Consider the following 23,316-nt stretch of genomic DNA (forward strand, 5'->3'; position numbering starts at 1 on the left):
TCCGTCATCGACCGCCTACGATCGGGTGCACCATGGACGACACCGGGCTGGCGGGCCACTTCGCGACGGGCGGCGAGGACGGGTTCGCGGCTGTCTACAGCGCGTTCCGCGGCCCGGTCTTCGGGATGGCGGTGACCATGCTGGCCGACCGCGGGCTGGCCGAGGAGGCCATGCAGCAGGCGTTCATCGCCCTGTGGCGCGGCCGGCAACGCTACGACCCGGGCCGCGAGCTGGCGCCCTGGGTGTTCGGCATCGCCCGTAAGGCGGCCATCGACGTCTACCGCCGCGAGCGCCGCGGGCCGCAGATCAGCGGCTCGGAGCTGCCCGAGGTCCCGGTCGAGGCGGTCTCGTCGGAGCGACTGTGGGAGGCCTGGCAGGTCCGGCGGGCGGTCGACGCGCTGCCGGCCGACGAGGCCGAGATCGTCCGGCTGGCGCACTTCTACCAGCTCACGCAGAGCGAGATCGCCGCCCGGCTGGGCCTGCCGATCGGCACGGTCAAGTCGCGGTCGCACCGGGCGCACAAGCGTCTGGCCGGGGCGCTGGGTTTCCTCCTCGACGAACCGGCCTCGGCTTCCTCGGTCCCGGAGGCGCACGATGACTGACGACGTGCTCGACGAACGCGCGGCCGCGCTCGAGGGTGGGCCGTGCGGGCAGACCGGGCCGATCGCCCGGGTCTCGTCGCTGCTGTCCCACCCGGGCCTGTGGGAAGAGCCGCCCGACCTGCCCGGCGGCATCGCCGGCCTGATCGCCGCGGCCTCGTCGCCGGCCACGGACGCGCCTCCTGCTGTTCCGGCCGCGCCTTCCGCTGCTCCTTCGGCGGCGGCCGGGCCTTCCACGGAGTCGACGCGGCCCGGTGACGGACGGCCGGCCCGGGGCCCGTCGGGCGGCAGCACCCGGCCGGGCACGGCGCGACGCCGGCGGCGGCAGTGGGTGACCGGCGCGGTCGCGGCGGTGGTGCTGGCGGTGGCCGGGGTCGGGGGCTACTTCGCCACCCGCGAGCAGCCGACCGCGACGATCGAGCTGGCCGGCCCCAGCGCGCACGGCCGCCTGCAGGTCATCGAACGTGACGCCGGCTGGCGGCTGGTGCTGAACGCCGAAGGCCTCCCGCCCGCCCCGGCCGGAAGCTACTACCAGGGCTGGGCGGTCAAGGACGGCCAGTACGTCCCGCTCGGCACCTTCCACATGCACAAGCAGGGCCGGGTCGAGCTGTGGTCGGGCGTGCCGCTGCGCCAGTTCCGCCGCATCGAGATCACCAGCCAGCGCGTCGGCGCCGGTCAGCAGCCCGGCCCTCCGGTCCTGTCCGGCACACTCTGAGCCGGCCGTTCGAGCAGTCGCCGGAGGCGCCCGGCGGTGCCCGTCCCCAACTTCGGGCGCAGCATCAGCAGGCGGTGCCCGGACCACATGGTCACCGCCAGATCGGCGTGGACCTCCAGCCGACCCTCGACGGGGTGGTCGATCGACCAGGGCACCGACTCGAACCGGCCGACCGGTGTCGTCGCCCACAGCCGGGCGAACTCGTCGCTGACCGCGGCCAGCTCGCCGGCCAGCCGGTCGGCGGTGCCGTCCGGACCGCGCCAGGCCGCTACCGTCCGCAGCTCGGCCACGAGGCCGCGTCCGACGGCGGCGAGCTGCCCCGGCGTACCCATCGATCGCATTCGCTCGTCGGTGAACCAGTGCCAGATCAGGTTGGACCGCCGGCCCGCCCGCCCCACGCACCGGCCCAGCAGCGCCTCGGACAGCGGGTTCTGCACGACCACCGTCAGCTCATGGTCGACTACGGCCGACGGGACCGCGGTCAACGCGTCGAGCAGGACCATTAGGCCCGGTTCGACGTATCCGCGGTCCGGCGTGGGTCCGGTCCCGCCGGCCAAGCGGCAGAGCGTGTCGAACTCGGCCCGCTCCAGTCGCAGGGCGCGCCCGAGGGCAGCGGTCAGATCCGGCCCGGGCGGCGCCGCCCGGGCGCGTTCCAGACGCAGGTACCGGTCGACCGGGATGCCCGCCAGCTCGGCCACCTCCTCCCGCCGCAGCCCGGGGGTGCGCCGTACGCCGGTGGCGGGCAGCCCGACATCCGCCGGCCGCAGGGCCTCGCGGCGGACCCGCAGGAACTCCGCCAGCCCGTCCTGATCCATCAGCAGCTCTCCACGCGCCCGATGATCGGCGGGTCTCCTTCAGACCGGCTCCGCGACGATGTCCAGGTTTTCCGGAGGTGCCAGTTCCCGGCACACCTCGTCGATGATCCGGCTGACCGGACGCAACCGTCCGGCCTCCCAGCCGGCCTCGAACTCCTCGGCGCTCAGCAGCACCCGCAGGTGGGCGAGCCGCTTCTCCTGATGCTCGGCCATGGTCGCGAAGAACGCCCGGCCGGTCCGGCGGCGCAGCTCGGACCCGGCGGAGAGCAGGACCAGTTCCCGGTCCGGCCGGTCGAGGTCGGCGAAGACCAGCGACGCGTAATGCAGGCCCATGGTGATGCTCCACTGCATCGCCACCTGGTCGAGGAGGCGCAGCGCGTCGCACAGCCGCTCGGCGCCGGCGGTCGGGCCGGCCAGATTGCGGGCGACCTCCGCGCTGAGCAGCCAGGTGAAGGCGAGCACCTCCGGGTCGTCGGCGTCCACCAACGCCTTCTCCGCCTCGGCGGCCAGCTCGGCGGTCCGTTCCCAGTCGCCACGGAAGGATTGCATCAGGCCGAGCTGGGCGTACACCCAGCCGAGGAGCCAGGGCCAGGCAGCCTCCCGCGCGACCGCCAAGGCTTCGGCCAGGAGCGCGTCGGCGCGGTCCAGATTGCCGGCGAAGGCCTCCGCCGTGGCCAGGCCACGCAGTGTCGCGCCGTATCCGCGCCGGTTGCCCACGTGCTGGAACAGAGCGGCGGCGGCTTCACCGGCGGCGGTCGCGGCCGGTAGGTCACCCTGCAGCGATGTCATCAGCAGCAGGCCGCCCAGCGCCCAGGCCCGGATGGCCGGCGACGACTCACCGCCGGCGTCCAACGCGTACCGCAACCAGCGGCGGCCGACCGCGTACTGCCCGGTGATGTGCCAGTAGGTGGTCAGTCTCGAGGCGATCCGCAACGCCGTCCCGGCGTCGCCGTTGGCGACGGTCCATTCCATCGCCGACCGGAACTGCTCCATCGTCGCGTCGAGCAGCCGCACCGACCGGTCGCGGTCGCTGCTGAGGAATCCGCGACCCAGCTGGTCGGCCATCGCGGCGACGAGCGTCGCGTGCCGGTCCCGCACCGACGCGAGCTCACCCTGCTCGGCCAGGCGCTCCATCCCGTACGCCCGCACCGTCTCGAGCATCCGGTAGCGGCCCGACTCCCGCAGCAGCAGCGACTTGTCGACCAGCGCGGCGATCAGCCCGGCCACCCGTCCCGACGGGTGAAGATCGGCGGCCAGCTGCTCCGCCCAGGCCAGGTCGAACCGGCCGGCGAACACGCTCAGCCGCGCGAGGAGGCGACGCTCGTCAGCGTCGAGGAGGCGGTAACTCCAGTCGATCACGGCCTGCAGCGTCCGGTGGCGGGGCTCGGCGGTGCGGCTGCCCTGAGCGAGCAGGGCGAAGCGGTCGTCGAGGCGGCTCGCCATCTCGGTCACCGTGAAGGCGTTGGCGTGGGCGGCCGCCAGCTCGATGGCGAGCGGCAGGCCGTCCAGCTCGCGGCAGATCGTCACCACCGCGGCGGTGGTCTCGCCGGTCAGCGCGAAGCCGGGATCGACGGCCCCGGCCCGCTCGACGAACAACCGGACGGCGGCGCTGGCACCGGCGGCCTCGGGCCGGTCCGGTCCGGCGGCCGGGAGGGCCAGGCCGGTCAGCGGGAACAGGATCTCACCGGTGACGCCGAGCCGCTCCCGGCTGGTGGCCAGGATGCGCAGACCGGGGGCGGCGGCGAGGATCCGGAGGGCGAAGCCGGCGGCCGCGTCCACCAGGTGTTCGCAGTTGTCCAGGATCAGCAGGCCGTCGCGGTCCCGCAGGTACTCCTCGACGAGGCCGGCCCGGGGCCGGGTGCCGTGCGGCGGTACGCCGAGCACGTCACCCACGGCGTCGGCCAGCAGGTCGGGCTGGGCCAGGGCGGCCAACTCGACCAGCCAGACCGTGCCACCGTCGACGCCGGCCCGCGACGCCGCCTCGACGGCGACACGGGTCTTGCCGATCCCGCCGATGCCGGTGACGGTCACCAGCCGCCCGGTCCGCAGCAGGTCGCGCAGCCGGGCCAGCTCCGGGTCGCGGCCCACGAAGCTGGTCAAGGCGCGGGCCGGCAGTCGCGGCCGGAGCGGCCCGGCCGGGGCCGGGTCGAGAGCCGGGTCCTGACGCAGAACCTGCTGGTGCAGGCGCCGCAGCGGCTCACCGGGATCGGTGCCGAGCTGCTCGGCGAGCTGCCGCCGGGCCGAGTCGAAGGTGGCGAGCGCGTCGCCGACCTGATCGGAGCGGTACCGGGCCAGGATGAGCTGGGCCCAGAGGTGTTCGTTGAGGGGGTGCTCGGCGACCAGCGGGATGAGCTCGGCGATCACCTCCCGATGCCGGCCGCGGGCCAGGTCGGCGCCGATCCGGGCCTCGACCGCGCGCATCCGCGACTCGTCCAGCCGGGCGATCTCCGCGGCCGCCTCGGGCAGGTGCGCCAGCTCGGCCAGCGCCGGGCCGCGCCACAGGCCCAGGGCCTCCCGCAGGATCTCGGCGGCCTCGTCGTGCCGGCCGGACCGGGTGGCGGACAGACCGGACTCGACCAGCCGCTCGAACCGCCGGGCGTCGAGCGCGTCGTCCGGCACCCGGAGTAGATAGCCCCCGGTGTGCGTCTCGAGTTCCGGTGCCGGCCCGCCACCGGCCTTGCGCATCGCCAGGCGGATCTCGGAGATGCGGCCGTACAGCAGCTCCTTGGTGCCGGATCGTGGCTGCTCCCAGAGGGTGTCGGCCAGGCGATCGACCGAGACGACCGAGTTGGCCCGGAGCAGCAGCGCGGCCAGCAACGCCCGGTGCCGGGGACCGCCGACCGAGAACGGCACGCCGGAGAACAGCGCCTCGACGGGCCCGAGGACGCGGTACTCGAATCGTCCGCCGGCAACCACGAAAGCAGAGATTAGCAGGGCGGATCCCGTGTGGAGGATTCCCGAAGGCGTTCCGGTCAGGATCGCTCGGGTGGAACCCATACGTATCGACCTGCTGACCGCAGACCCGCTCAGCGCGGTGGGCGTCACCTCCTTCCTGCGCTCGCGCCCGGGCCCGGTCCTGGTCGCCGCGGCCGACCGCGGCCGGGCCGACCTGCGCGTCGTCTGTTGCGCCGGGCTGACCGCCGACGTGGTCGCCACGCTGCGCCGACTGGCCCCGACCGGCCGACCGGTGATCCTGATCACCGATGTGATCACCAGCGAGGACGTGCCGGCGGCGGTCGAGTGCCGGATCGTCGCAGTGCTGTCCCGCGCCGCGGTGAGCGCCGAGCGCCTGGCCGAGGTCGTGCGGGTGGTCGCTCGGGCCGGCGACTCCCGGCCACCGAACCTGGTCGGTGACCTGTTGATCCAGATCCAGCGGGTACGGCATGACGCCGGCGCCGGCCCCGGCCTGAGCCGGATCGAACGGGACGTGCTGCGGCTGACCGCCGACGGCAACAGTCTCGTCGAGATCGCCGAGCTGATCCGTACCCCCACCAGCACCGTCAAGGCCGTCAGCCAGCGCGTCGTCGACCGGCTGCAGGTGCGCAACCGCTCGCACGCGGTGGCCTACGCCGTGCGGACCGGCCTGGTCTGACGCTATTTGCGAAGGAAGGTGACGACCGCCTCGACCACGGCCGGATCGCGCAGCATCCGGACGTGGCCCAGGCCGGTCGTCGGGCACAGTTCGGCGCCCGGCCAGGCCGCGGCGATCCGCACGCCGTCGGAGTACGGATTGCGCCGGTCCGTCTGGTCGTGCACCACCAGCATCGGCGGCAGATCCACCCGCCCGGCCACGCCCTCGGCGACGTCGAAGTCGGTGAGCGGCCGGCCCGACCGTTGCTCCAGCCGCCGGTGGAATCCGGCGTCGATCCGCCGGCCGAAGCCGAGCGTCGGTCGCAACACTGCGGTGTAATCGAGAAGGTTGCCCATCGGCGCGAGCAGGACCAGGTGCTCGGTGCGGAGACCGTCGAGCACCGCGCGGGCCGCGCTGGCCGCCCCGGCCGAGTGCGCGACGATCGCGTACGCCGGTCCGGCCCGATCAGTCACGGCGGAGAGGGCGTCGATGAACTCGGGCAGGAGCGACCGGCGGCCGCCCTGCGGTCCCGGCGCCGAGTCGCCGTGCCCCGAAGCCTCCACGGCGATCACCCGGAAGCCGGCCTCGACCAGCGGCGGGACGAACGCGTCGAAGTCCCGGCGGGTGCGTCCCCAGCCGTGCAGCAGGAAGACCGCCGGGCCTTCGCCCCACTCCTCGACGGCCACGGTGCTGCCGTTCACCGGCACCGTGGAGCGACGGCCGCCGGTCGGGCCGGGGGCGGCCGGAGAGGTGTGCGGCGGGGTGAGCCAGATCCGCGTGGCCAGGACGCTGCCCGGCCCGGGTGCGACCCGCTCGAGCGTGGCGAACGCGACCTTCAGCAGGCCGCCGACGAGTCGCCGGGTGATGGTCAGGGACACTTCGGCCTCCTTCGGGGGCTACTGCTGGGGGCGGCGAATCAGGAGTGCGGCGACCGCCCCGAGCAGGCAGACGACGAGGATGGCCACCCAGCCGTTCTGGAACGCGTCCAGCGCGGCGGCGCTCGTCCGGGGCGAACCGATCACGCTGACCAGGACGGCGACGCCGACCACGGTGCCGACCTGGCGGCCGGTGTTGAGCAGGCCGGAGCCGGTGGCCAGGCGATGCGCCGGCAGGGCGCTGGTGGCCGCGGCGACCAGGGTCGGCAGGGCGAGGCCGACGCCGAGCCCGGTCAGGATCAGCCCCGGCAGGAAGTCGGTCACATAGTGCGGTTCCGGCCCCACGCCGGCCAACCAGCACGCCACGCCGGCGCCCAGGACGAGGTTGCCCGCGGCCGCGACCGGGCCGGCGCCCACGCGGCGGACCAGCGGGCCGACAGCGACCGCGAGGACGGGCACCATGAGCGGGCCGGGGGCCAGGGCGAGTCCGGTCCGCAGGGCGGAGTAGCCCCAGCCGTTCTGCGTCCACAACGCGGCCGACAGGACCATGGCGGAGAAAGCGGCGGTGAACAGCAGCGCGGCGATCGTGGCCGGGCCGAAGGCCGGGGTACGCAGCAGCGGCAGCTCGACGATCGGCGACGGGTGGCGCGCCGACCGGCGCAGGAACCAGTAGCCGAGCACGACCGCGGCGACGAAGCCGCCGATCACCCGCGGCGAGCCCCAGCCCCAGTCGTTCGACCGCACCAGGCCCAGCGCGAGGGTACCGACGGCGAGCGCGAGCAGGGCGGCACCGAGCAGATCGGGGAGAGCACCGGGCTGCTGGTCCCGTACGTCGGGCAGAACCCGCCGGCTGACCAGCAGCGCCGCGACACCGACGGGGACATTGATGATGAAGATCCACCGCCAGTCGAGCTCGACCAGCAGGCCGCCGGCCACCGGTCCCAGCGCGGCGGCGATCGCGCCGGTCGCGCTCCAGATCCGGACCGCGCCGGCCCGCCGGTCCGGTGGGGTGACGGCCAGCAGCAGGGCCAGCGAGGTCGGCAGCAGGGCGGCGGCGCCGGCGGCCTGGACGACCCGCGCCGCGATCAGGAACAGCACGCTCGGTGCGACCGCGCACAGCACCGAGCCGGCGGTGAAGACGGCGAGGCCGACGATGAAACCTCGGCGGTGGCCGCTCCGGTCGGCCAGCCGCCCGGAGATCACCAGCAGGGCGGCGAAGACGATCGCGTACGCGTTCAGCACCCAGGACAGCGTCCCGAGGGAAGTGCCGCCGAAATCGCGGCCGACTTCGGGCAGGGCGACGTTGACGACGAACAGGTCGAGACTGGACACGAACACGGCGACGAGCACGGTGCCGAGAACGGCACGGGTGTTGACCGCGGGTGCGGGCGGCTTGATGATCACCAGCGGAAGGTAGCGACGCGACGGTCGCCGGCCGCAGGGATCGGTACGCACGTACCGGCATCGAGGGTCGGAAGAAGGACGATTGCCAGGCTCGCCCGGGACGCCCGCCGGGGCCGTGACGAGGTGCCGGCGCAGGTGCCCGGCACAGCGCCGCCGGTCCGACGTGGGCCGGCCGGGGGACCGTGCACGGGCCGACGGTCGGCTGGGTCGTCGGGGTGGTGCTCGGCGGCAGCCGGTCGTTGGACGCGGAGGCCGGGGACCCGATCTCGTGGCGGCGGCGGATCACTTCCCCGTCCTGACACGATTCAGACAATCGGCGCTCAGGATGATCGTCCATGAGAAGTGCACTCGCCGTCATCGTCGCGGCGTTCGCCCTGTCCGCCTGCGGGTCGCCGGGACAGGGGCCCCGGGCGGACCCGCCGCGGGTCGCCACCCTGCAGAGCGCGTCGGCCGGGCCCGCGAAGGCGGCCGACGTCGAGAACCAGCGCCCGCTGATCCGGGCCGACACCACCAGCGACGAGATCAACGAGTGGCTCGAGATCTACACGTCGTGCCTGCACGAGCAGGGGGTGCCCGGCGTCGACACCGGCCACGGCACCTGGAAACCGACCGTCGACGAGGAGTCGGGCAAGTACCGGGCGGCGTACCAGGCGTGCCACGCCAAGGAGCCGGAGCCGGCGATGGACCGTCTCAAACGCCAGAACTTCGACGAGTACGCCGACCGCTACCACGCCTTTGTCACGTGCATCCAGAACGCCGGGGTCGACGTCGCGCCGGTGGAGGACGGGCCGCGCATCAAGTTCAAGAAGGATGGTGACGCGTTCAGCGACCGCGTCACCACGATCACCGAGAACTGTGCGAGGAAGACCAGGTTCCGGTGACGCGGATCGGCCGGCCGTCGGTCGGGCGCAACGTGACGTCGAGGGTGCGCTCGGGCCGTAGGTATCGAACGGAAGGCCACAGGTGGGTCACAGGAGCCGCACAGGGCGAGGGGGTTCGGTAGGGGGTAGCCGATCCAGAGAGGTTCAACCTGATGCAAAGCCCAGAGGACAATGCCGCGTACGTGCGCCGCGTGCACGACAAGGGTCTGCGGTTCGACCTCAGCACGATGTCCCGGCGCAAGCTGCTCGCCGCGTTCGGCGGTGCGGGCGCCCTGGCCGTGCTGGCGTCGTGTGGCGGCGACCAGGTCACTCCGGCCGCCTCGGCGTCCGCGTCCGGCGGCTCACTCGCCGAGGTCGAGTCGGAGACCGCCGGCCCGTACCCCGCGGACGGTTCCAACGGTCCCGACGTCCGCACCCTGGACGGGATCGTCCGCAAGGACATCCGCTCGTCCTTCGGCGACGCGAATGGCACAGCCGGAGGCGTACCCCTGGCCTTCTCCCTGGTGGTGAACGACCTGGCCGGCAAGCCGGTGTCCGGCGCGGCGGTCTACGCCTGGCACTGCGACCGGGAGGGTCGCTACTCGCTGTACTCCGACGGGGTCACCGACCAGAACTACCTGCGCGGCATCCAGGCCACCGACGAGACCGGCACGGTCACCTTCACCAGCATCTTCCCGGCCTGTTACTCGGGCCGGTGGCCGCACATCCACTTCGAGGTGTACTCGTCGATCGCGAAAGCCACCGCGGGTGACGGCCCGATCGTGAAGACGTCCCAGATCGCGATCCCGGAGGACGCGGCCGACGCGGTCTACGCCACCGACGGCTACTCGGCCTCGGTCCGGAACCTGAGCCAGGTCTCGCTGGCCACCGACAACGTCTTCGGCGACGACTCGGCCAAGACCGAGCTGGCCACGATGTCCGGCAGCGTGACCGCGGGCTACCAGGCCACGCTGACAATCGCGATCGACCCGTCCGGCGAAGAGCAGGGCGGCGGCGCGCCCCCGGCCGGCGGCGGGTCGGGTGGCACTCCGCCCAGCGGCGCCCCAGGTGGTACTCCGCCCAGCGGCGCCCCGGGTGGTACACCGCCCAGCGGCGCCCCGGGTGGTACTCCGCCCAGCGGCGGGTCGGGTGGTACTCCGCCCAGCGGCGGGCCGGCCGGCGGGGCCGCCGCGGCAGGCACCTGACGTCAGCGCTCCACGAACACTCCCACGGTCCGGGCCGGGACCGTCAACGTCCCGGTCGTCCGGTCCACCGCCGCCGTGCGGACGACCGGGTCGGCCGAGGCGGCCAGCACCGGGTGCGGGGACACGGCCCGGCCCCGCAACACCGGCACGGTCTGCGTGGCGGTGGCCGGCGTCGCGTTGAACACCACTGTCACCGACTTCCAGCGCCGGTCCAGCCCGCGCCCGTCCAGCCGCATGGTCAGCACGCCCGGCTTCTCACCGGTGCCGGCCAGCGGGAACGTCAGCCGCCGCTGCACCTCGGCCGCCGTCGTCAGCCCGAAGACCGGCGACGAGCCGCGCACCTCGAGCAGTTCCCGGTAGCGGGCGTCGGACAGGCCGATGGTGGCGCAGCCGGGCACCAACGCCCGGTCGGCCAGCAGCGGGCGGGCGAACGGCCACTTGTCCTGGTTGTCGGCCGCCGGCGGCAGGCCCCGGCCGAAGCCGTTGCCGGCCCGGCAGTCCCAGACGATCTGGTTGAACCAGTCACCCGAGTCGAACGAGTTGCGGTCCAGCGACTTCGACCGCAGGCGCTCGCTGCCCGTGGCGACGAACCCGGTGCCCTGCCCGAGCGCCGTGGTGGCCAGCGCCACGGTCTGCATGCGGGCGCGGTCCGCGGCCGTCGTCGCGGCCGGCAGTTTGTACGCCAGCGCGTCGTACAGGATCTCGTTGTCGTGCGCGTCCACATAGGTGACCGCCTCGCCCGGCGCCGCCGTGTATCCGGCCGGCGAGCCGTTGTAGTCCACCTGCGCCCCGGTGACCGTGGCCCCGGCCGTGTTCGTGAACCGGTAGTTCTTCAGGTTGCCGCTCAGCCCGACCTTGATCTGATCCTGGTAGCGCAGCAGCCGCGCCCGCTGCTCGTCCGGCGTGCCGTTGACCGGGTCGCCGTTCGGGTCGGTGAACAGCCCGGACGCGAACCCCTGCACGCGCGGGTCGGCGTCGAACGGGCCACCGCCACGCACGGCGTCCCGCAGCCGGTCGTTGAACGTGCCGATCCCGGTCCCGGCCATGTTCGCCTGGGTGGCCTGCGTGAACCGGGCGTTGCCGGCGACCTCGCCGAAGTCCCAGCCCTCGCCGTAGAGCACGATGCCGCGCCCGTCGACCCCGTCACGGGCCGGGGTGAGCCGGTCCAGCGCCGCGCGTACGGCCAGGATGTTGGCCTTGGGGTGGTGCCCCATCAGGTCGAACCGGAACCCGTCGACCTTGTACGCCCGGGCCCAGGTGACGATCGAGTCGACGACCAGCTTGCCCATCATCGCGTTCTCCGGCGCGGTGTTGGCGCAGCAGGTCGAGTTGGCCACCGTGCCGTCGGCGTTGAGCCGCTGGTAGTAGCCGGGCACGATCTGGTCGAGCACGCTTCTGGGGTCGGTGCCGGCGGCCGCGGTGTGGTTGTAGACGACGTCCATGACGACCCGCAGGCCGGCGCCGTTGATCCCGGCGACCATCTGCCGGAACTCGCGGGTGCGGGCGGCGCCCTCGGGCTGGGTGGCGTACCCGCCTTCCGGCGTCGTGTAGTGCAGCGGGTCGTAGCCCCAGTTGTAGCCGTCGGTGGCGGCCACCGCGGCCACGCACGCCTGCTGCCGCTCCGAGTCCGGCGGCAGTGACGGCAGGTCGCAGGCCGGCTGCCGCTGGTCGGCGCGCTTCTCGGGAATCGTGGCGAAGTCGAACACCGGCAGCAGGTGCAGGTGTGTCGTGCCCGCGCCGGCCAGCGCTTTCAGGTGCTTCATGCCGGCGCCGGCCGGGTGGGTGAACGCCGCGTAGGTGCCGCGTTCGGCCGCCGGGACTGTCGCGTCGGCGATCGAGAAGTCGCGTACCGACAGCTCGGAGATCTGCGGCTTGGCCGTCGCGGTCGGCTTGCGCAGTCGTTGCCAGCCGGGCGGGGCGAGGGCCGGGTCGGTCAGGTCGGCGATCAGGCTGCGCCCGGAGTCGGCCGACAGGGCCACCGAGTACGGATCAGTCACCGACGCGGTGACCACCTTGCCCACGGCCGGCTGCCACGCGGTCACCCGGTAGCGGTAGTACCTTCCCTTCCACCCGGCCGGCCCGGTCACCGACCACACGCCGGTGGCGTCGTCCCGGCGCATCGGCACGGTGTCGTCGCTCAGTTCGGCTTTCACCGACACGGCGGTCGGCGCCCACACCGACAGCGTGACCCGGTCGCCGTCGATCACCGGCCCGAGCGTCGACCGGGTGGCGCCCGCGTAGAGGTCGTCGAGCGCCCCCGCGTTCTGCACGCCGGTCGCGGACAGCAGCGTGCCGGCCGCGTCCCGTTCGGTGATCACCACCTGGCCGCGGAGGATGTCCGCGACCTGTTCACGGCGGTCGAGGCGGAAGGCGGGATAGGCCCACAGCTGCGGGAACCTCTGCCGCTGCGCCTCGGTCAGCCCGTTGCGTACCGCCGACAGGTGCACGCTGCGGTAGGTGCCGGTCAGCTCGCCGTTCGCGACACCGATGCCGCCGTCCCGCGCGTACACCAGGTCGTAGATCTTGCCGTCGGTACCCGCCCCCGCCGGCGCGAGCGAACCACCGCCGCCGACCGCCCACGCGATCGACCCGCGGTCGAGCCAGACGGCCTGCGACTTGCCCAGGTCCACCCCGACGGCCCCACCGGCCTTGGGCGTCACCGGCAGCAGACGTGGCGACACCCCGGCCAGCAGCCACGCCTCGCGGCCCTGGCCGAGGTCGAGCCGCTGGTCGTCGGGCAGATCCTTGGTGTCGCCCTTGTGCACGATGTAGTTGAGTTCGGTGGCCCCGGCGGCCAGCGGCACCCGGAAGATCGCCCCGAACGCGTCCCGCCCGGTCGGCTGGAGCGGCGACGACCACTCGGTCGGGTTCGCCGCGCCGCCCCAGACGTGCAGGCCCCAGCCGTCCTCAGCCCCGCCACCACCCTCAGCCGGACTGAAGGTTGAGCCGAAGTCGGCCCGCCGGTAATGCAGGATCGCGGTGTTCTGGTCCGGTGGCGGCGCGGGTTGCGACTCGTACACCGTGGGGTCGCCCTGTTTGAGCCAGATCTCCGGGGTGCGCGCGGGCGTGACGAAGCGGTCGGCCTCGACGTCCTTGACGCCGTTCTTGTCGACCACGATGAAGCCCATGCTCTGCGCGCCGGGCTTGAGCCTGACCCAGGCGAACCGGCCGTACGCGTCCTCACCGGCGAACGGCTGCCCCTGCGGCCACGTCGTCGGGGTCTCCACGTCGCCGAACGCGTACAGGTTCCAGTCCTCGTAGCCGCCGGCCGGGCGCTGGTAATGCACGACCATGTAGTCGGGACTGGCGTTGCTGACCGGCGTGCCGACGCGGGCCGGCACCGAGGCGGCGGCGCGGCTGCCCTGGACAACGGCCCGGTACTGGATCTTCGTGCCGCCCTCGAGGCCGGTCAGGTCGTGGTAGACGCGGTAGGGCGCCCGGTGGGCCGTGCCGAGGAGCTGCCACGGCCGGTCGCCGACCTTGGCCGCGAAGGTCACCTCGGCCAGCGGGTCGCCGGTGACCTCGGCGGTGACCTCGGTCCGGCCGGGCACCAGGGCGTCCGCCTCGGGGGAGGTGATCCTGATCGTCGGCCCGGCCGGCCGGGCGATCGTGGCCGAGGCGCGGTAGACCACCGAGGACAGCGCGGGGACGGTGACGGTCAGCTTGCCGTCCCCGGCCGATCGGACGGTGCCGGTGGCGCCGTAGATGCCGGTGAACGCCGAGGCGGGCGTCCAGGTGTCCAGGGTGACGGTCTGCGGCGTGGCGGCGTTGTTGACCGCCACCACGTATTCGCGGCGTTCGTCCCGCTCGGCCCGGGAGACCGCGAAGACGCCGGCGCCATCGGCCGCGTACCGGGTCGTCTGCACGCCGTCACGCAGGCCCGGATTCGCCTTCCGCAGGGCGCTGAGCTGGGCGATCGTGCGGTAGAGCGGGTGCTGCGGGTTGTAGTTGGCCACCGCGTGGGTCCGGTCGGTGCCGATCAGGTCGTCGTCCAGGTAGTCGGGCGTACGGCTGGCGAACATGTCCTGTCGCGCGTCTTTGTCGCCGCCCGGCCCGGTGAAGCCCTGCTCGTCGCCCGAGTAGACGACCGGCTGGCCGCGGGTGAGGAACATCAGCTCGTGCGCCAGCTCGTCGCGGCGCAGATGGGTGGCCGGGTCGGTGCCGCCGCCGGCGATGAACGAGCCGATCCGGCCCATGTCGTGGTTGCCGAGGAACGTCGGCAGCCGCTGGGCGCCGGTGTCCCGGGCGGTGTACAGGTCGTCCTTGGCGTAGACGCCGGCCAGTTGCCGGGCCGAGCCGCCGGACGCGACGTAGTTCTTCGCCGCGTCCTGGAACGAGAAGTCGAGGGTGGCCGGCAGCCCGCCGCGCCGCACGTAGGTCGACTCGACCTCCTGGTCGGCGCTGTAGACCTCGCCGAACATGAAGAAGCCGGGCTTCTGTTTCAGGACGGCCGGGCTGAACTGCTGCCAGAACTCCAGGTCGCTGTGTTTGACCGTGTCCAGCCGGTATCCGTCGATGCCGGTGCTGGTGATCCAGTCGGAGTAGATCTTCGTCATCCCGCGGACCACCTCGGGCCGCTCGGTGGCCAGATCGTCGAGCCCGAAGAAGTCGCCGTACTCGCTGTTCTCGCCGACGAAGGTCGAGTCGCCCCGGTTGTGGTACATCGTCGGGTCGGTCAGCCAGGACGGCACCTTGACCGTGCGGTCGCGCCCCGACAACACCGGCGTGTACGGGTATGACTTCTCGTCGACCTCGGGCCACGCCCTGGTGCCGTCGGCGTAGTTGCGGTCCTCGAACGGGCGGCCCCGCGCGTCCTTGAACGGCTGGGTCGCCTTGTCGACATAGGAGTAGGTGTTCTCGGCGTACTTGATCACGTCGGCGGTGTGGTTGACGATGATGTCCAGGTAGATCTTCATGCCGCGCCGGTGCGCCAGCCGGACCAGGCGCTCGAGGTCGGCCTTGGTGCCGAAATGCGGGTCGACCGCGGTGAAGTCGGTGATCCAGTAGCCGTGGTAACCGGCCGAGACGTCGGCGCCGCTGCCCTGGACCGGCTTGTTCTTGAACACCGGCGCCATCCAGATCGCGGTCGTGCCGAGCCCCTGGATGTAGTCGAGTTCGTCGATAACGCCCTGGATGTCGCCGCCGTGGTAGAAGCCCTTGTCGGCCGGATCCAGCCCGGTGGACAGCCGGTCGCCGGACAGCCCGCCGTCGTCGTTGCGCCGGTTGCCGTTGGCGAACCGGTCGGGCAGGACGAAGTAGAACTGCTCGGCCTTCGCCGGCCGGTCGGAGCCCCACTGGGCGATCACGGCGTCGTTCACCTCGCCGGCCCGGGCGGGCGCGGCGGGCAGCACGAGAGCCAGGACGGACAGGACGGCCAACAGAGATCTGGGCATCGCCATTGATCCCCTTCAACGGGCTTCGGTGGTTGCCATGCACGCTATCCGCGCAGCTCACGGGCGGGCAATCCCCTGTGGATAACCGCGCGTCGCTACCGTCGGTGAGCGGATCCGTTCGCCCCGACGGCGGTTACGGACGCCTGAACCGAGCGCGCCTCCGATCCGTATTGCCTGGCGGAGGTGGAGTTGTGATCGTGCTGATGCTCCTCACACTGGTGCTGGGCGGCCTGATCGTCTTCGCGGCGTGGTGTGCGGTGCGTGACGGTTTCGGGAAGCGCACGGCGGAGGCCCAGGCCACGCTGGAGGTCGAGCTGCTGCCGAGCGCACCGGGCAGCCTGGAAGGGGTGCTCGCGGCCCAGCTCGCGGACGGCGAGATCACCCGTGGTCAATACCGTCGCGCGATGACCCAGATCGCCGCCCGCGAGGAGGAGCGCCGGCCGATGTCGGTGCCGACCGACGACTGACCTCGAGCAGGCCCAGCCGCTTGGTCGCCCTGGTCATGGCCACGTAGAGGGCGTTGCGGCCGCGCGGGCCGGCCAGGATCGCCGTCGGGCCGACGATCAGGACGCTGTCGAATTCCAAACCCTTGATCTGGCGTACGCCGAGCACCACGAGTTGTCGCGTCAGGTCAGGGTCCGGGCCGAACGCCGTCGCGCCGATGCTGGTCGCGACCTCGGCCACCCACTCGTCGGGCGTGACGACGGCCACCATCCCGCCGCGTTCGACCTCATGCGCGGCTATTCCGGCCAGCTCGGCGTGGGTCACGGTGCGTTTCCACGGGGGTACGCCGGTGGAGCGCACGGATCGCGGACGGTCGGCGGCGGGCAGCAGCTCGGCGGCGGCGTCCATGATCTCGGCCGGGGTGCGGTAGTTGACGCTCAGCCAGGCCGTCCGGAACCGGTCGCCGACGTGCGGACGTAACGCGTCGGCCCAGGTGGTGGCGCCGGCCGGGTCGGCGGTCTGCGCCACGTCGCCGGCGATCGTGAGCGAGCGGCTCGGGCAGCGGCGGAAGACCATCCGCCAGGCCATCGGGGTGAGCTCCTGGGCCTCGTCGACCACCACGTGACCGTAGGCGCGCAGGCCCCGGGCACCGACCAGTTCCGCCGCCTCGTCCAGCAGCGGGACGTCGGCCGTGGTCGGCTCCGTGCCCGGCGCGCGTTTGAGCAGGTCGCATTCGGCCGGGGTGAGGCGGCCGGCGGCGTGCCGGTGCGGGTCGGCGTAGAAGGCCTCCACCACGTGCTCAGGAGTCAGCACCGGCCACCAGGCCTCGGCGGCCGAGCGTACGAAATCATGATTTTGATCCTGGGTTTCGACGTGGGCCAGGCCCAGTTCGGCCAGATCGGCGGCCACCGCGTCGTCGATTTTCGCCTCGGCCAGGATGTCGGCGACCTCGGACTCGAAACGGTCCTCCAAGGCCTGGCGTTCGGCGGCCAGCTCGTCGGCCACCGCCTGGGCGTAGACAGCTCGCGCCCGATTGTGCGGTTCGGTCCGCGCCTTTTCCACTGCCGCCGGGAAAGGGATCTCGTCCTGCATGGTCCGCAGGACGTCGGCGAGAATACCGGCCATCGACAGCCGACTTTTTATCTCGCTCGCCCGGGGCTCATCCTCGGCCTGGACGTTCTCGGTCAGCGTGGTCAGGGTGACCGTTGTCTCGCCGAGGCCCGGCAGCACCTGGTCGATGTAGCTGAGCAGGGTCGGGTTCGGCGCGACGACCAGCACACCGAGGTCGGCCAGGGCGGGGCGGTGATAGAGCAGGTACGCGGCGCGGTGCAGCGCGACAACCGTCTTGCCGGTGCCCGGGCCGCCCTGGATGACCAGCACGCCGTCCGGGTCGGCGCGCACGATCGCGTCCTGCTCGGCCTGGATGGTGGCGACGATGTCGGGCATCCGGCCGGTGCGATCGGCGTCGAACCGCGGACCCGTGTCGATACCGGTCACCCGGCGCCCGTGCGTCCGCAACAACAACCGTGCCGACGTGCCGTCGTAGAACGGCCGGGCGACCTCCGTGCGCCAATCCGCCTGCAACGGCACATCGTTGTCGATCAGGGTGATCCGGCCGACCGCCAGATCACCGATCCGCCCGAAACAGAGCCGGTCCTCGGCGGCGTCGAGCCGGGCCAGACGCTCCACCGTCTCGGTCTCCGCCCGCATCTGGTCGAGGCGGCGATAAAGGCGGTTCAGGCGGCCCTGTTCGGCCGCGATCTCGTCGCGCATGGCGTCCAGATTGCGGCCGAACTCGTCGGCGAAACAGACTTGTTCTTTCCGGCGGCGTCAGCCAGCGCGGTTTTCGGCGAACTTTTTCACTCAGCTGAGGTGCTGGGCGGCGAAACCGCGCTCCTCGGAAGGCATCAGGATCCACAGGACCGGGTAGATCAGGATCTGGCTGCCGGGGATGACCAGCAACGTCACCGCGAAGATCAGCCGAGCGGTCCAGGCGTCGAGCCCGAAACGGCGTCCGAGGCCGGCGCAGACACCGCCGAGGATGCGTCCGTCGCGCGGCCGGCTGAGACCCTGCCGTGCCATCGAGTCGTGGACGGCGTTCATGGTGATCACTCGCTTCCATTTCCGTTGGTGTACTTCGAGGATGGCTTCGCGAGTGCCTGAGTTTCATCGGGGAAGGCCCGGTCAGGACCCTGATCTCAGCAGGGCCGGGTTGCCCGGGGTGCCCCTGAGCTGGGTGAGGAAGCGCTGGTAGTGCTCCGGGCTCTCGATCACGCGGCGCAGGTGGCCGGCGATCGCCAGCTCGGCCGGGTCCTGCAGCAGCTCGTCGTGCCGGGTGCCGGACTCGGCCACGTCGATGGCCGGGAAGATCCGCGCCTCGGCCAGCCCGCGGTCCAGCTTCAACTCGGCGTTGCCGGTGCCCTTGAACTCCTCGAACAGGAACGAGTCCATCACCGACCCGTTCTCGACCAGCGCGGTCGCGATGATCGTCAGCGATCCGCCGCCCTCCAGCGCGCGGGCGGCGCCGAGCAGCCGCTTCGGCGGGTGCAGCGCGCTCGAGTCGAGGCCGCCGCTGAGCGTGCGCCCGCGGCCCGGGGCGGCGAGGTTGTAGGCGCGGCCCAGCCGGGTGATCGAGTCGAGCAGCAGAACGACGTCGCGTCCCTCCTCGACCAGGCGTTTGGCCCGCTCGACGGCCAGCTCGGCGACGGCCGTGTGCACCTGTGGCGTCTGGTCGAACGTCGCCGAGATCACCTCACCGCGCACCGTGCGCTCCATGTCGGTGACCTCCTCCGGCCGCTCGTCGACGAGCAGGGCCATGAGGTGGCACTCCGGGTGGTTGCGGCTGATCGCGGTGGCGATGGCGTGCAGAATCATCGTCTTGCCGGCCTTGGGCGGGGCGACGATGAGCGCCCGCTGCCCCTTGCCGATCGGCGCGACCAGGTCGATGACACGGTTGGTGAGCTGGCCCGGGTCGGTCTCGAGCCGGAGCCGGTCCCGGGGGTAGACCGGGGTCAGATCGTAGAAGTCCGGGCGCTTGGCCTCGGGGTCACGCCCGTTGACCTGCTCGATCTTCAGTGTGGCCGGGCGCCGGCCGGTGACGGTCGCGGTGCCCCGGACATGGTCGCCACGGCGCAGCTTCCCGGCGTCGTTGGTGTTGACCGGGAGGTCGCCCGGGCCGGGCCGGTAGCCGTCAGCCCGGATCCAGGCGCGGTCATTGACGATGTCGACCAGGCCCTCGACCTCGATCGTCGTGGTGGAGTCGGGTGGACGGTTCTGGGCGGTGGTGTTCTGGTTCTGTGGGCGCTCGTCGGCGGGCCGGCTGCTCCCACGGCGCCTGGTCGGCGTCTTGGTCTGGGTCGTGGTCATTTTTCGGGTACTCCAATGGGATTGGTCGGCACTGCCTGGGGATTCGTGCGCCGGTGGCGATTTTTGCGCTCGGCTTAAGGCCGTCTCGCGTTCCGCGCGCTGGGCCGGCTGGCGTTTCGGGCCCGTCGGGCCGTCTTGCGTTCCGCGCTGGACCGTCTCTTGTTTCCCGCGCTGGACCGTCTCTTGCGTTCCGCGCTGGACCTTCCTGCGTCGCGGGCTGGACCTTCCTGCATGGCGGGCTGGACCTTCTTGCGTTGCGGGCCGCTGGCCTTCTTGCCTCTCCTGGCCGCGCCTGCTTGCGTCCGGGGTCGCGCTCAGCCGTTCTTTCGCTTTGGCGCCTGCACTCGGATGCGGGTGCTCGAACCTCGGGCGGGATGATCCGCTTCGCCTGAGGTGCAGATTGTTGTGGGCCCGACGAGAGGGGTCCAATGGGAAGTCCGCTGCGGGGGCGGTCACCGCGCGATGGGCCCAGGTTAGCGCGTGAGTGGCGGTTCGGCAATCTTCTACGGGCTGTAACAACGGACGCGTAGCGTCGGAGCGTGGACCTCAACACCGTCGCTGAGGTGGTCAGCCCCGCCCGGGTCGGGCAGTGGCGGCCGGGTGACGCCTGGCTGGCCGGGGGCACCGCCCTCTTCGGCGAACCCCGCCCCGAGGTCCGCCGCCTCCTCGACCTGGCCGCCGCCGGCTGGGCCCCGCTCACGGTGAGCGACGACGGTCTGGAGATCGCCGCAACGTGCACGGTGGCCGATCTGGCCGGCTTCGACGCCGCGCCGCGGTTCGGTGCGTTCCGTGCCGTTGCCCGCGGGTGTTGTCACTCCTTCCTGGCCAGCTTCAAGATCTGGAACGTCGCGACCGTCGGCGGGAACCTCTGCGCGGCGCTGCCGGCCGGCCCGATGATCTCGCTGACCGTTGCCCTGGACGGCGAGTGCCTCCTGCTGTCGCCGGACGGCTCGTCCCGCCGCGTGCCGGTCGCCTCCTTCGTCACCGGCAACGCCACCACCGTGCTGGCCGACGGCGAGTTGCTGCGCTCGATCCGCCTGCCCGCCCCGGCACTGACCGGTGTGGCCACCTTCCGGCAGGCGTCCCTGCACACCTACGGCCGGTCGGCGGCCCTGCTGATCGGCCGCCGCGACGTGGATGGCCGTTTCACGCTGACCGTGACCGCGTCGACCTGGCGCCCGTACCAGCTGACCTTCCCGTCGATGCCCGGCGCCGAGACGTTGCAGGTGGCGCTGGCCGAGCGGATCCCCTCCGACGCGTACGTCGACGACGTGCATGGCCTGCCGGTCTGGCGTCGCCACCTCACCCGCGCGTACGCCGAGGAGATCCGCCAGGAGCTGACGCCGTGATCGTCAACGGCGATCCCGCTCCCGGCCCGGCGCCACGACCCGGGCAGTGTCTGCGCACCTATCTGCGTTCGCTGGGCCACTTCGGCGTGAAGAAGGGCTGTGACACCGGCGATTGCGGGGCGTGCACGGTGCACGTCGACGGCACGCCGGTGCACTCCTGCGTCTATCCCGCCTTCCGCGCCACCGGCCGCGAGATCACCACTATCGAAGGGCTCGCGCCGCCCGGATCGCTTCATCCCGTACAGCAGGGATTCCTTGACGCGCAAGGGTTCCAGTGCGGATTCTGCACCGCCGGATACATCATGACGGCGGCCGCCCTGCCGCCCGGCATGGACCGCGCCCGCGCGCTCAAGGGCAGCCTGTGCCGGTGCACGGGCTACCGGGCGATCGCCGACGCCCTCGACGGCGTGCGCCACGTGACGGCGGTGTCGCCGGGGAACGCGGTCGGGGCCGGCGTCGGCGCACCGGCCGGGCCGTCCGTCGTCACGGGCGCGGCCCGGTACACGTTCGATGTGGACGTACCCGGGCTGCTGCATCTCAAGGTGTTGCGCTCGCCGCACGCCCACGCCCGGATCCGGTGCATCGACACTTCGGCCGCACGCGCCGTCCCCGGTGTGCGGCTGGTGCTGACCCATGAGGACGTGCCATCGACGTTGTATTCGACGGCACAGCACGAGCACCCGTCGGAGGACCCGGCCGACACGCGCATGCTCGACGACACGGCACGGTTCACCGGCCAGCGGGTCGCCGCGGTGGTGGCCGAGTCGGAGGCCGCGGCCGAGGAGGGTTGCCGGGCGATCGACATCGACTGGGAGGTGCTGCCCGCGGTCGTCGACGCCGCCGAGGCCATGGCTCCGGGCGCGCCGTTGCTGCACGGCGAGACCAACGTCGTCGGCCGGCTGCGGGACGAGCTCGGCGATGTCGCCGCCGGCTTCGCGGCCGGCGCGGTGGAGTTCGAGGCCGTCTTCCGTACGCCGCGCGCCCAGCACGCCGCACTCGAGACCCATGGCTCGATCGGCTGGCTGGACGACGACGGCCGCCTCGTGGTGCGGTCGAGCACTCAGACGCCGTTCCTGACCCGTCGCGCGCTGTGCCGGGTACTCGACCTGGACCCGTCGCGGGTACGCGTCCTGACCGGCCGGGTCGGCGGCGGCTTCGGCGGCAAACAGGAGATGCTGACCGAGGACCTGGTGGCGCTCGCCGTCATGCGTACCGGCAGCCCGGTGAAGTGGGAGTTCACCCGCGCCGAGCAGTTCACCGCGGCGACGACCCGGCACGCCTTCACGGTCCGGATGCGCGCCGCGGCCGCCGCCGACGGCACCCTGACGGCGATGGACCTGCACGTGGTCTCCGACACCGGCGCCTACGGCAACCACGGGCCCGCGGTGCTGTTCCACGGCTGCCACGAGTCCCTGGCGGTCTACCGCTGCCCCAACAAGCGAACCGATGCCTACGCCGTCTACACCAACACCGTGCCGGCGGGCGCCTTCCGCGGCTATGGCCTCGGCCAGGTCTCGTTCGCCGTCGAATCCGTCCTCGACGAGCTCGCCCGGGCGCTCGCCATGGACCCGGTAACCTTCCGCGAACGCAACATCGTCCGTCCCGGCGAATCCATGACCGCCCCGGGCAGCCACGCCGACGACCTGACGATCGCCAGTTACGGCCTCGACCAGTGCCTGTCCCACCTCCGCGAACGCAGGTCCCACCCAGCGTCCCCACCGCCGCGACGCGCGACCTCGTCCGGTGTTCCCTTCTCGGCCGAAGCCCCGCCGATGCCCGATGGGGGCTCGGAGCCGTTCGGCGCGGTTCCCGACGGGTGGCTGGTGGGCGAGGGCATGGCGATCGCGATGATCGCGGCCGGGCCGCCGGGCGGCCACTTCGCCGACGCGGTGGCCACCCTGCTTCCGGACGGCACCTTCGATCTGGCCGTGGGCACCGCGGAGTTCGGCAACGGCAGCACCACCGTCCACGCCCAGATCGCGGCCGATGCCCTGGGCACCACACCGGACCGGATCGCCATCCGCCAGTCCGACACCGACCTCGTCGGGCACGACACCGGCGCCTTCGCCTCCACCGGCGTAGTCGTGGCGGGAAAGGCCGTCCTGCATGCGGCACGTGGGCTCCGCGCGCATATCCTGGCCGAGGCCGGTGGCGCCGAACTGACCCTCGACGCCGTGGTCGGCGGTCCCACCCTGAAGGAGGTGGCCGCCCGCGTGGCGCGACCCCTGCGCGCCGAAGGGCACTGGGGCGGAAGTCCACGCTCGGTCGCCTTCAACGCCCAGTGGTTCCGGATCGCCGTCGACCCCTCCACCGGCGAACTCCGCATCCTGGCCAGCGTTCACAGCGCCGACGCGGGCACGGTCATGAACCCGCTCCAGATCCGCGGTCAGATCGAGGGTGGCGTGGCCCAGGCCCTCGGCGCCGCGCTCGCCGAGCACGTGGACATCGACGCCGCGGGCCGGGTGACCACCGCCGGTTTCCGGCAATACCACCTGCCGACCTTCGCCGACGTACCCCACACCGAGGTGCACCTGGCCCGGACCGACGACGCCATCGGCCCGCTGGGCGCCAAGTCGATGAGCGAGAGTCCCTTCAACCCGGTCGCCCCCGCGCTGGCCAACGCCCTCCGCGACGCCACCGGCATCCGTTTCACCGAGCCACCGTTCACCCGCGACCGCATCTGGCTCGCGCTCAGCCGGCGGTCGACCCAGAACTCCTGA

15 protein-coding genes and 1 pseudogene are annotated in these 23,316 nt (G+C 72.4%); 8 read left to right on the top strand and 8 right to left on the bottom strand.

Annotated features, from left to right (window positions below):
- Nucleotides 1-32 precede the first annotated feature (32 nt).
- Both ACGFIO_RS11535 and ACGFIO_RS11540 read left to right on the top strand, forming a co-directional pair.
- On the top strand, nucleotides 33-602 hold the full coding sequence (locus ACGFIO_RS11535) for an RNA polymerase sigma factor (protein ID WP_392825202.1): 570 nt from the start codon (nucleotides 33-35) through the stop codon (nucleotides 600-602).
- Entirely contained in the window at nucleotides 595-1,314 is a 720-nt protein-coding gene (locus tag ACGFIO_RS11540) for an anti-sigma factor (protein WP_392825204.1), read from the top strand. The genes ACGFIO_RS11535 and ACGFIO_RS11540 overlap by 8 nt, the downstream gene beginning before the upstream one ends.
- Here ACGFIO_RS11540 and ACGFIO_RS11545 read toward each other — a convergent pair.
- Entirely contained in the window at nucleotides 1,275-2,129 is an 855-nt protein-coding gene (locus tag ACGFIO_RS11545) for a helix-turn-helix transcriptional regulator (RefSeq protein ID WP_392825207.1), read from the bottom strand. The two genes, ACGFIO_RS11540 and ACGFIO_RS11545, sit on opposite strands and share 40 nt — an antisense overlap.
- Before the next feature lie 39 nt (nucleotides 2,130-2,168).
- Nucleotides 2,169-5,045, bottom strand: a complete 2,877-nt coding sequence (locus ACGFIO_RS11550; RefSeq protein ID WP_392825209.1) for an ATP-binding protein — start codon at nucleotides 5,043-5,045, stop codon at nucleotides 2,169-2,171.
- A gap of 70 nt (nucleotides 5,046-5,115) precedes the next feature.
- On the opposite strand from ACGFIO_RS11550, the gene ACGFIO_RS11555 reads away from it, so the two are divergent.
- Nucleotides 5,116-5,721, top strand: a complete 606-nt coding sequence (locus ACGFIO_RS11555; protein ID WP_392825210.1) for a LuxR C-terminal-related transcriptional regulator — start codon at nucleotides 5,116-5,118, stop codon at nucleotides 5,719-5,721.
- A 2-nt stretch (nucleotides 5,722-5,723) separates the two neighbouring features.
- On the opposite strand, the gene ACGFIO_RS11560 is transcribed toward ACGFIO_RS11555, so the two are convergent.
- Nucleotides 5,724-6,578 carry an alpha/beta fold hydrolase gene (locus ACGFIO_RS11560; RefSeq protein ID WP_392825212.1) on the bottom strand — a complete coding sequence of 285 codons (855 nt, stop codon included), beginning with the start codon at nucleotides 6,576-6,578 and terminating at the stop codon, nucleotides 5,724-5,726.
- An 18-nt stretch (nucleotides 6,579-6,596) separates the two neighbouring features.
- Nucleotides 6,597-7,979: an MFS transporter gene (locus ACGFIO_RS11565; protein ID WP_392825213.1), complete on the bottom strand. Its 1,383-nt coding sequence runs from the start codon at nucleotides 7,977-7,979 to the stop codon at nucleotides 6,597-6,599.
- Between the two features lie 335 nt (nucleotides 7,980-8,314).
- Here ACGFIO_RS11565 and ACGFIO_RS11570 point away from each other — a divergent pair, with 335 nt between their 5' ends.
- Together ACGFIO_RS11570 and ACGFIO_RS11575 are read left to right on the top strand one after the other, a co-directional pair.
- A complete protein-coding gene (locus ACGFIO_RS11570) occupies nucleotides 8,315-8,860 on the top strand; it encodes a hypothetical protein (protein WP_392825215.1) in 546 nt (181 codons plus the stop codon).
- Between the two features lie 152 nt (nucleotides 8,861-9,012).
- Nucleotides 9,013-10,044, top strand: a complete 1,032-nt coding sequence (locus tag ACGFIO_RS11575; protein ID WP_392825217.1) for an intradiol ring-cleavage dioxygenase — start codon at nucleotides 9,013-9,015, stop codon at nucleotides 10,042-10,044.
- A gap of 2 nt (nucleotides 10,045-10,046) precedes the next feature.
- On the opposite strand, the gene pulA is transcribed toward ACGFIO_RS11575, so the two are convergent.
- Nucleotides 10,047-15,437 carry a pullulanase-type alpha-1,6-glucosidase gene (pulA, locus tag ACGFIO_RS11580; RefSeq protein WP_392825220.1) on the bottom strand — a complete coding sequence of 1,797 codons (5,391 nt, stop codon included), beginning with the start codon at nucleotides 15,435-15,437 and terminating at the stop codon, nucleotides 10,047-10,049.
- Nucleotides 15,438-15,640: 203 nt separating this feature from the next.
- Between pulA and ACGFIO_RS11585 the strand changes: the two genes are divergently transcribed.
- On the top strand, nucleotides 15,641-15,904 hold the full coding sequence (locus ACGFIO_RS11585; RefSeq protein WP_392825222.1) for a hypothetical protein: 264 nt from the start codon (nucleotides 15,641-15,643) through the stop codon (nucleotides 15,902-15,904).
- Here the strand turns inward: ACGFIO_RS11585 and ACGFIO_RS11590 are convergent.
- From ACGFIO_RS11590 to rho, 3 genes and pseudogenes are all read right to left on the bottom strand, one after another.
- Nucleotides 15,816-17,654 carry a HelD family protein gene (locus ACGFIO_RS11590; RefSeq protein ID WP_392825224.1) on the bottom strand — a complete coding sequence of 613 codons (1,839 nt, stop codon included), beginning with the start codon at nucleotides 17,652-17,654 and terminating at the stop codon, nucleotides 15,816-15,818. The two genes, ACGFIO_RS11585 and ACGFIO_RS11590, sit on opposite strands and share 89 nt — an antisense overlap.
- 90 nt (nucleotides 17,655-17,744) lie before the next feature.
- A complete protein-coding gene (locus tag ACGFIO_RS11595) occupies nucleotides 17,745-17,984 on the bottom strand; it encodes a PspC domain-containing protein (protein WP_392825226.1) in 240 nt (79 codons plus the stop codon).
- 81 nt (nucleotides 17,985-18,065) lie between these two features.
- A pseudogene (rho, locus tag ACGFIO_RS11600) lies at nucleotides 18,066-19,217 on the bottom strand (transcription termination factor Rho); the annotation flags it as partial.
- A gap of 569 nt (nucleotides 19,218-19,786) precedes the next feature.
- Here rho and ACGFIO_RS11605 point away from each other — a divergent pair.
- Nucleotides 19,787-20,596 carry an FAD binding domain-containing protein gene (locus ACGFIO_RS11605; protein WP_392825228.1) on the top strand — a complete coding sequence of 270 codons (810 nt, stop codon included), beginning with the start codon at nucleotides 19,787-19,789 and terminating at the stop codon, nucleotides 20,594-20,596.
- Entirely contained in the window at nucleotides 20,593-23,316 is a 2,724-nt protein-coding gene (locus ACGFIO_RS11610) for a molybdopterin-dependent oxidoreductase (RefSeq protein WP_392825230.1), read from the top strand. The genes ACGFIO_RS11605 and ACGFIO_RS11610 overlap by 4 nt, the downstream gene beginning before the upstream one ends.

This window comes from Actinoplanes sp. NPDC049265 (assembly GCF_043197135.1).
In the GTDB taxonomy this organism is placed as follows: Bacteria; Actinomycetota; Actinomycetes; order Mycobacteriales; family Micromonosporaceae; genus Actinoplanes.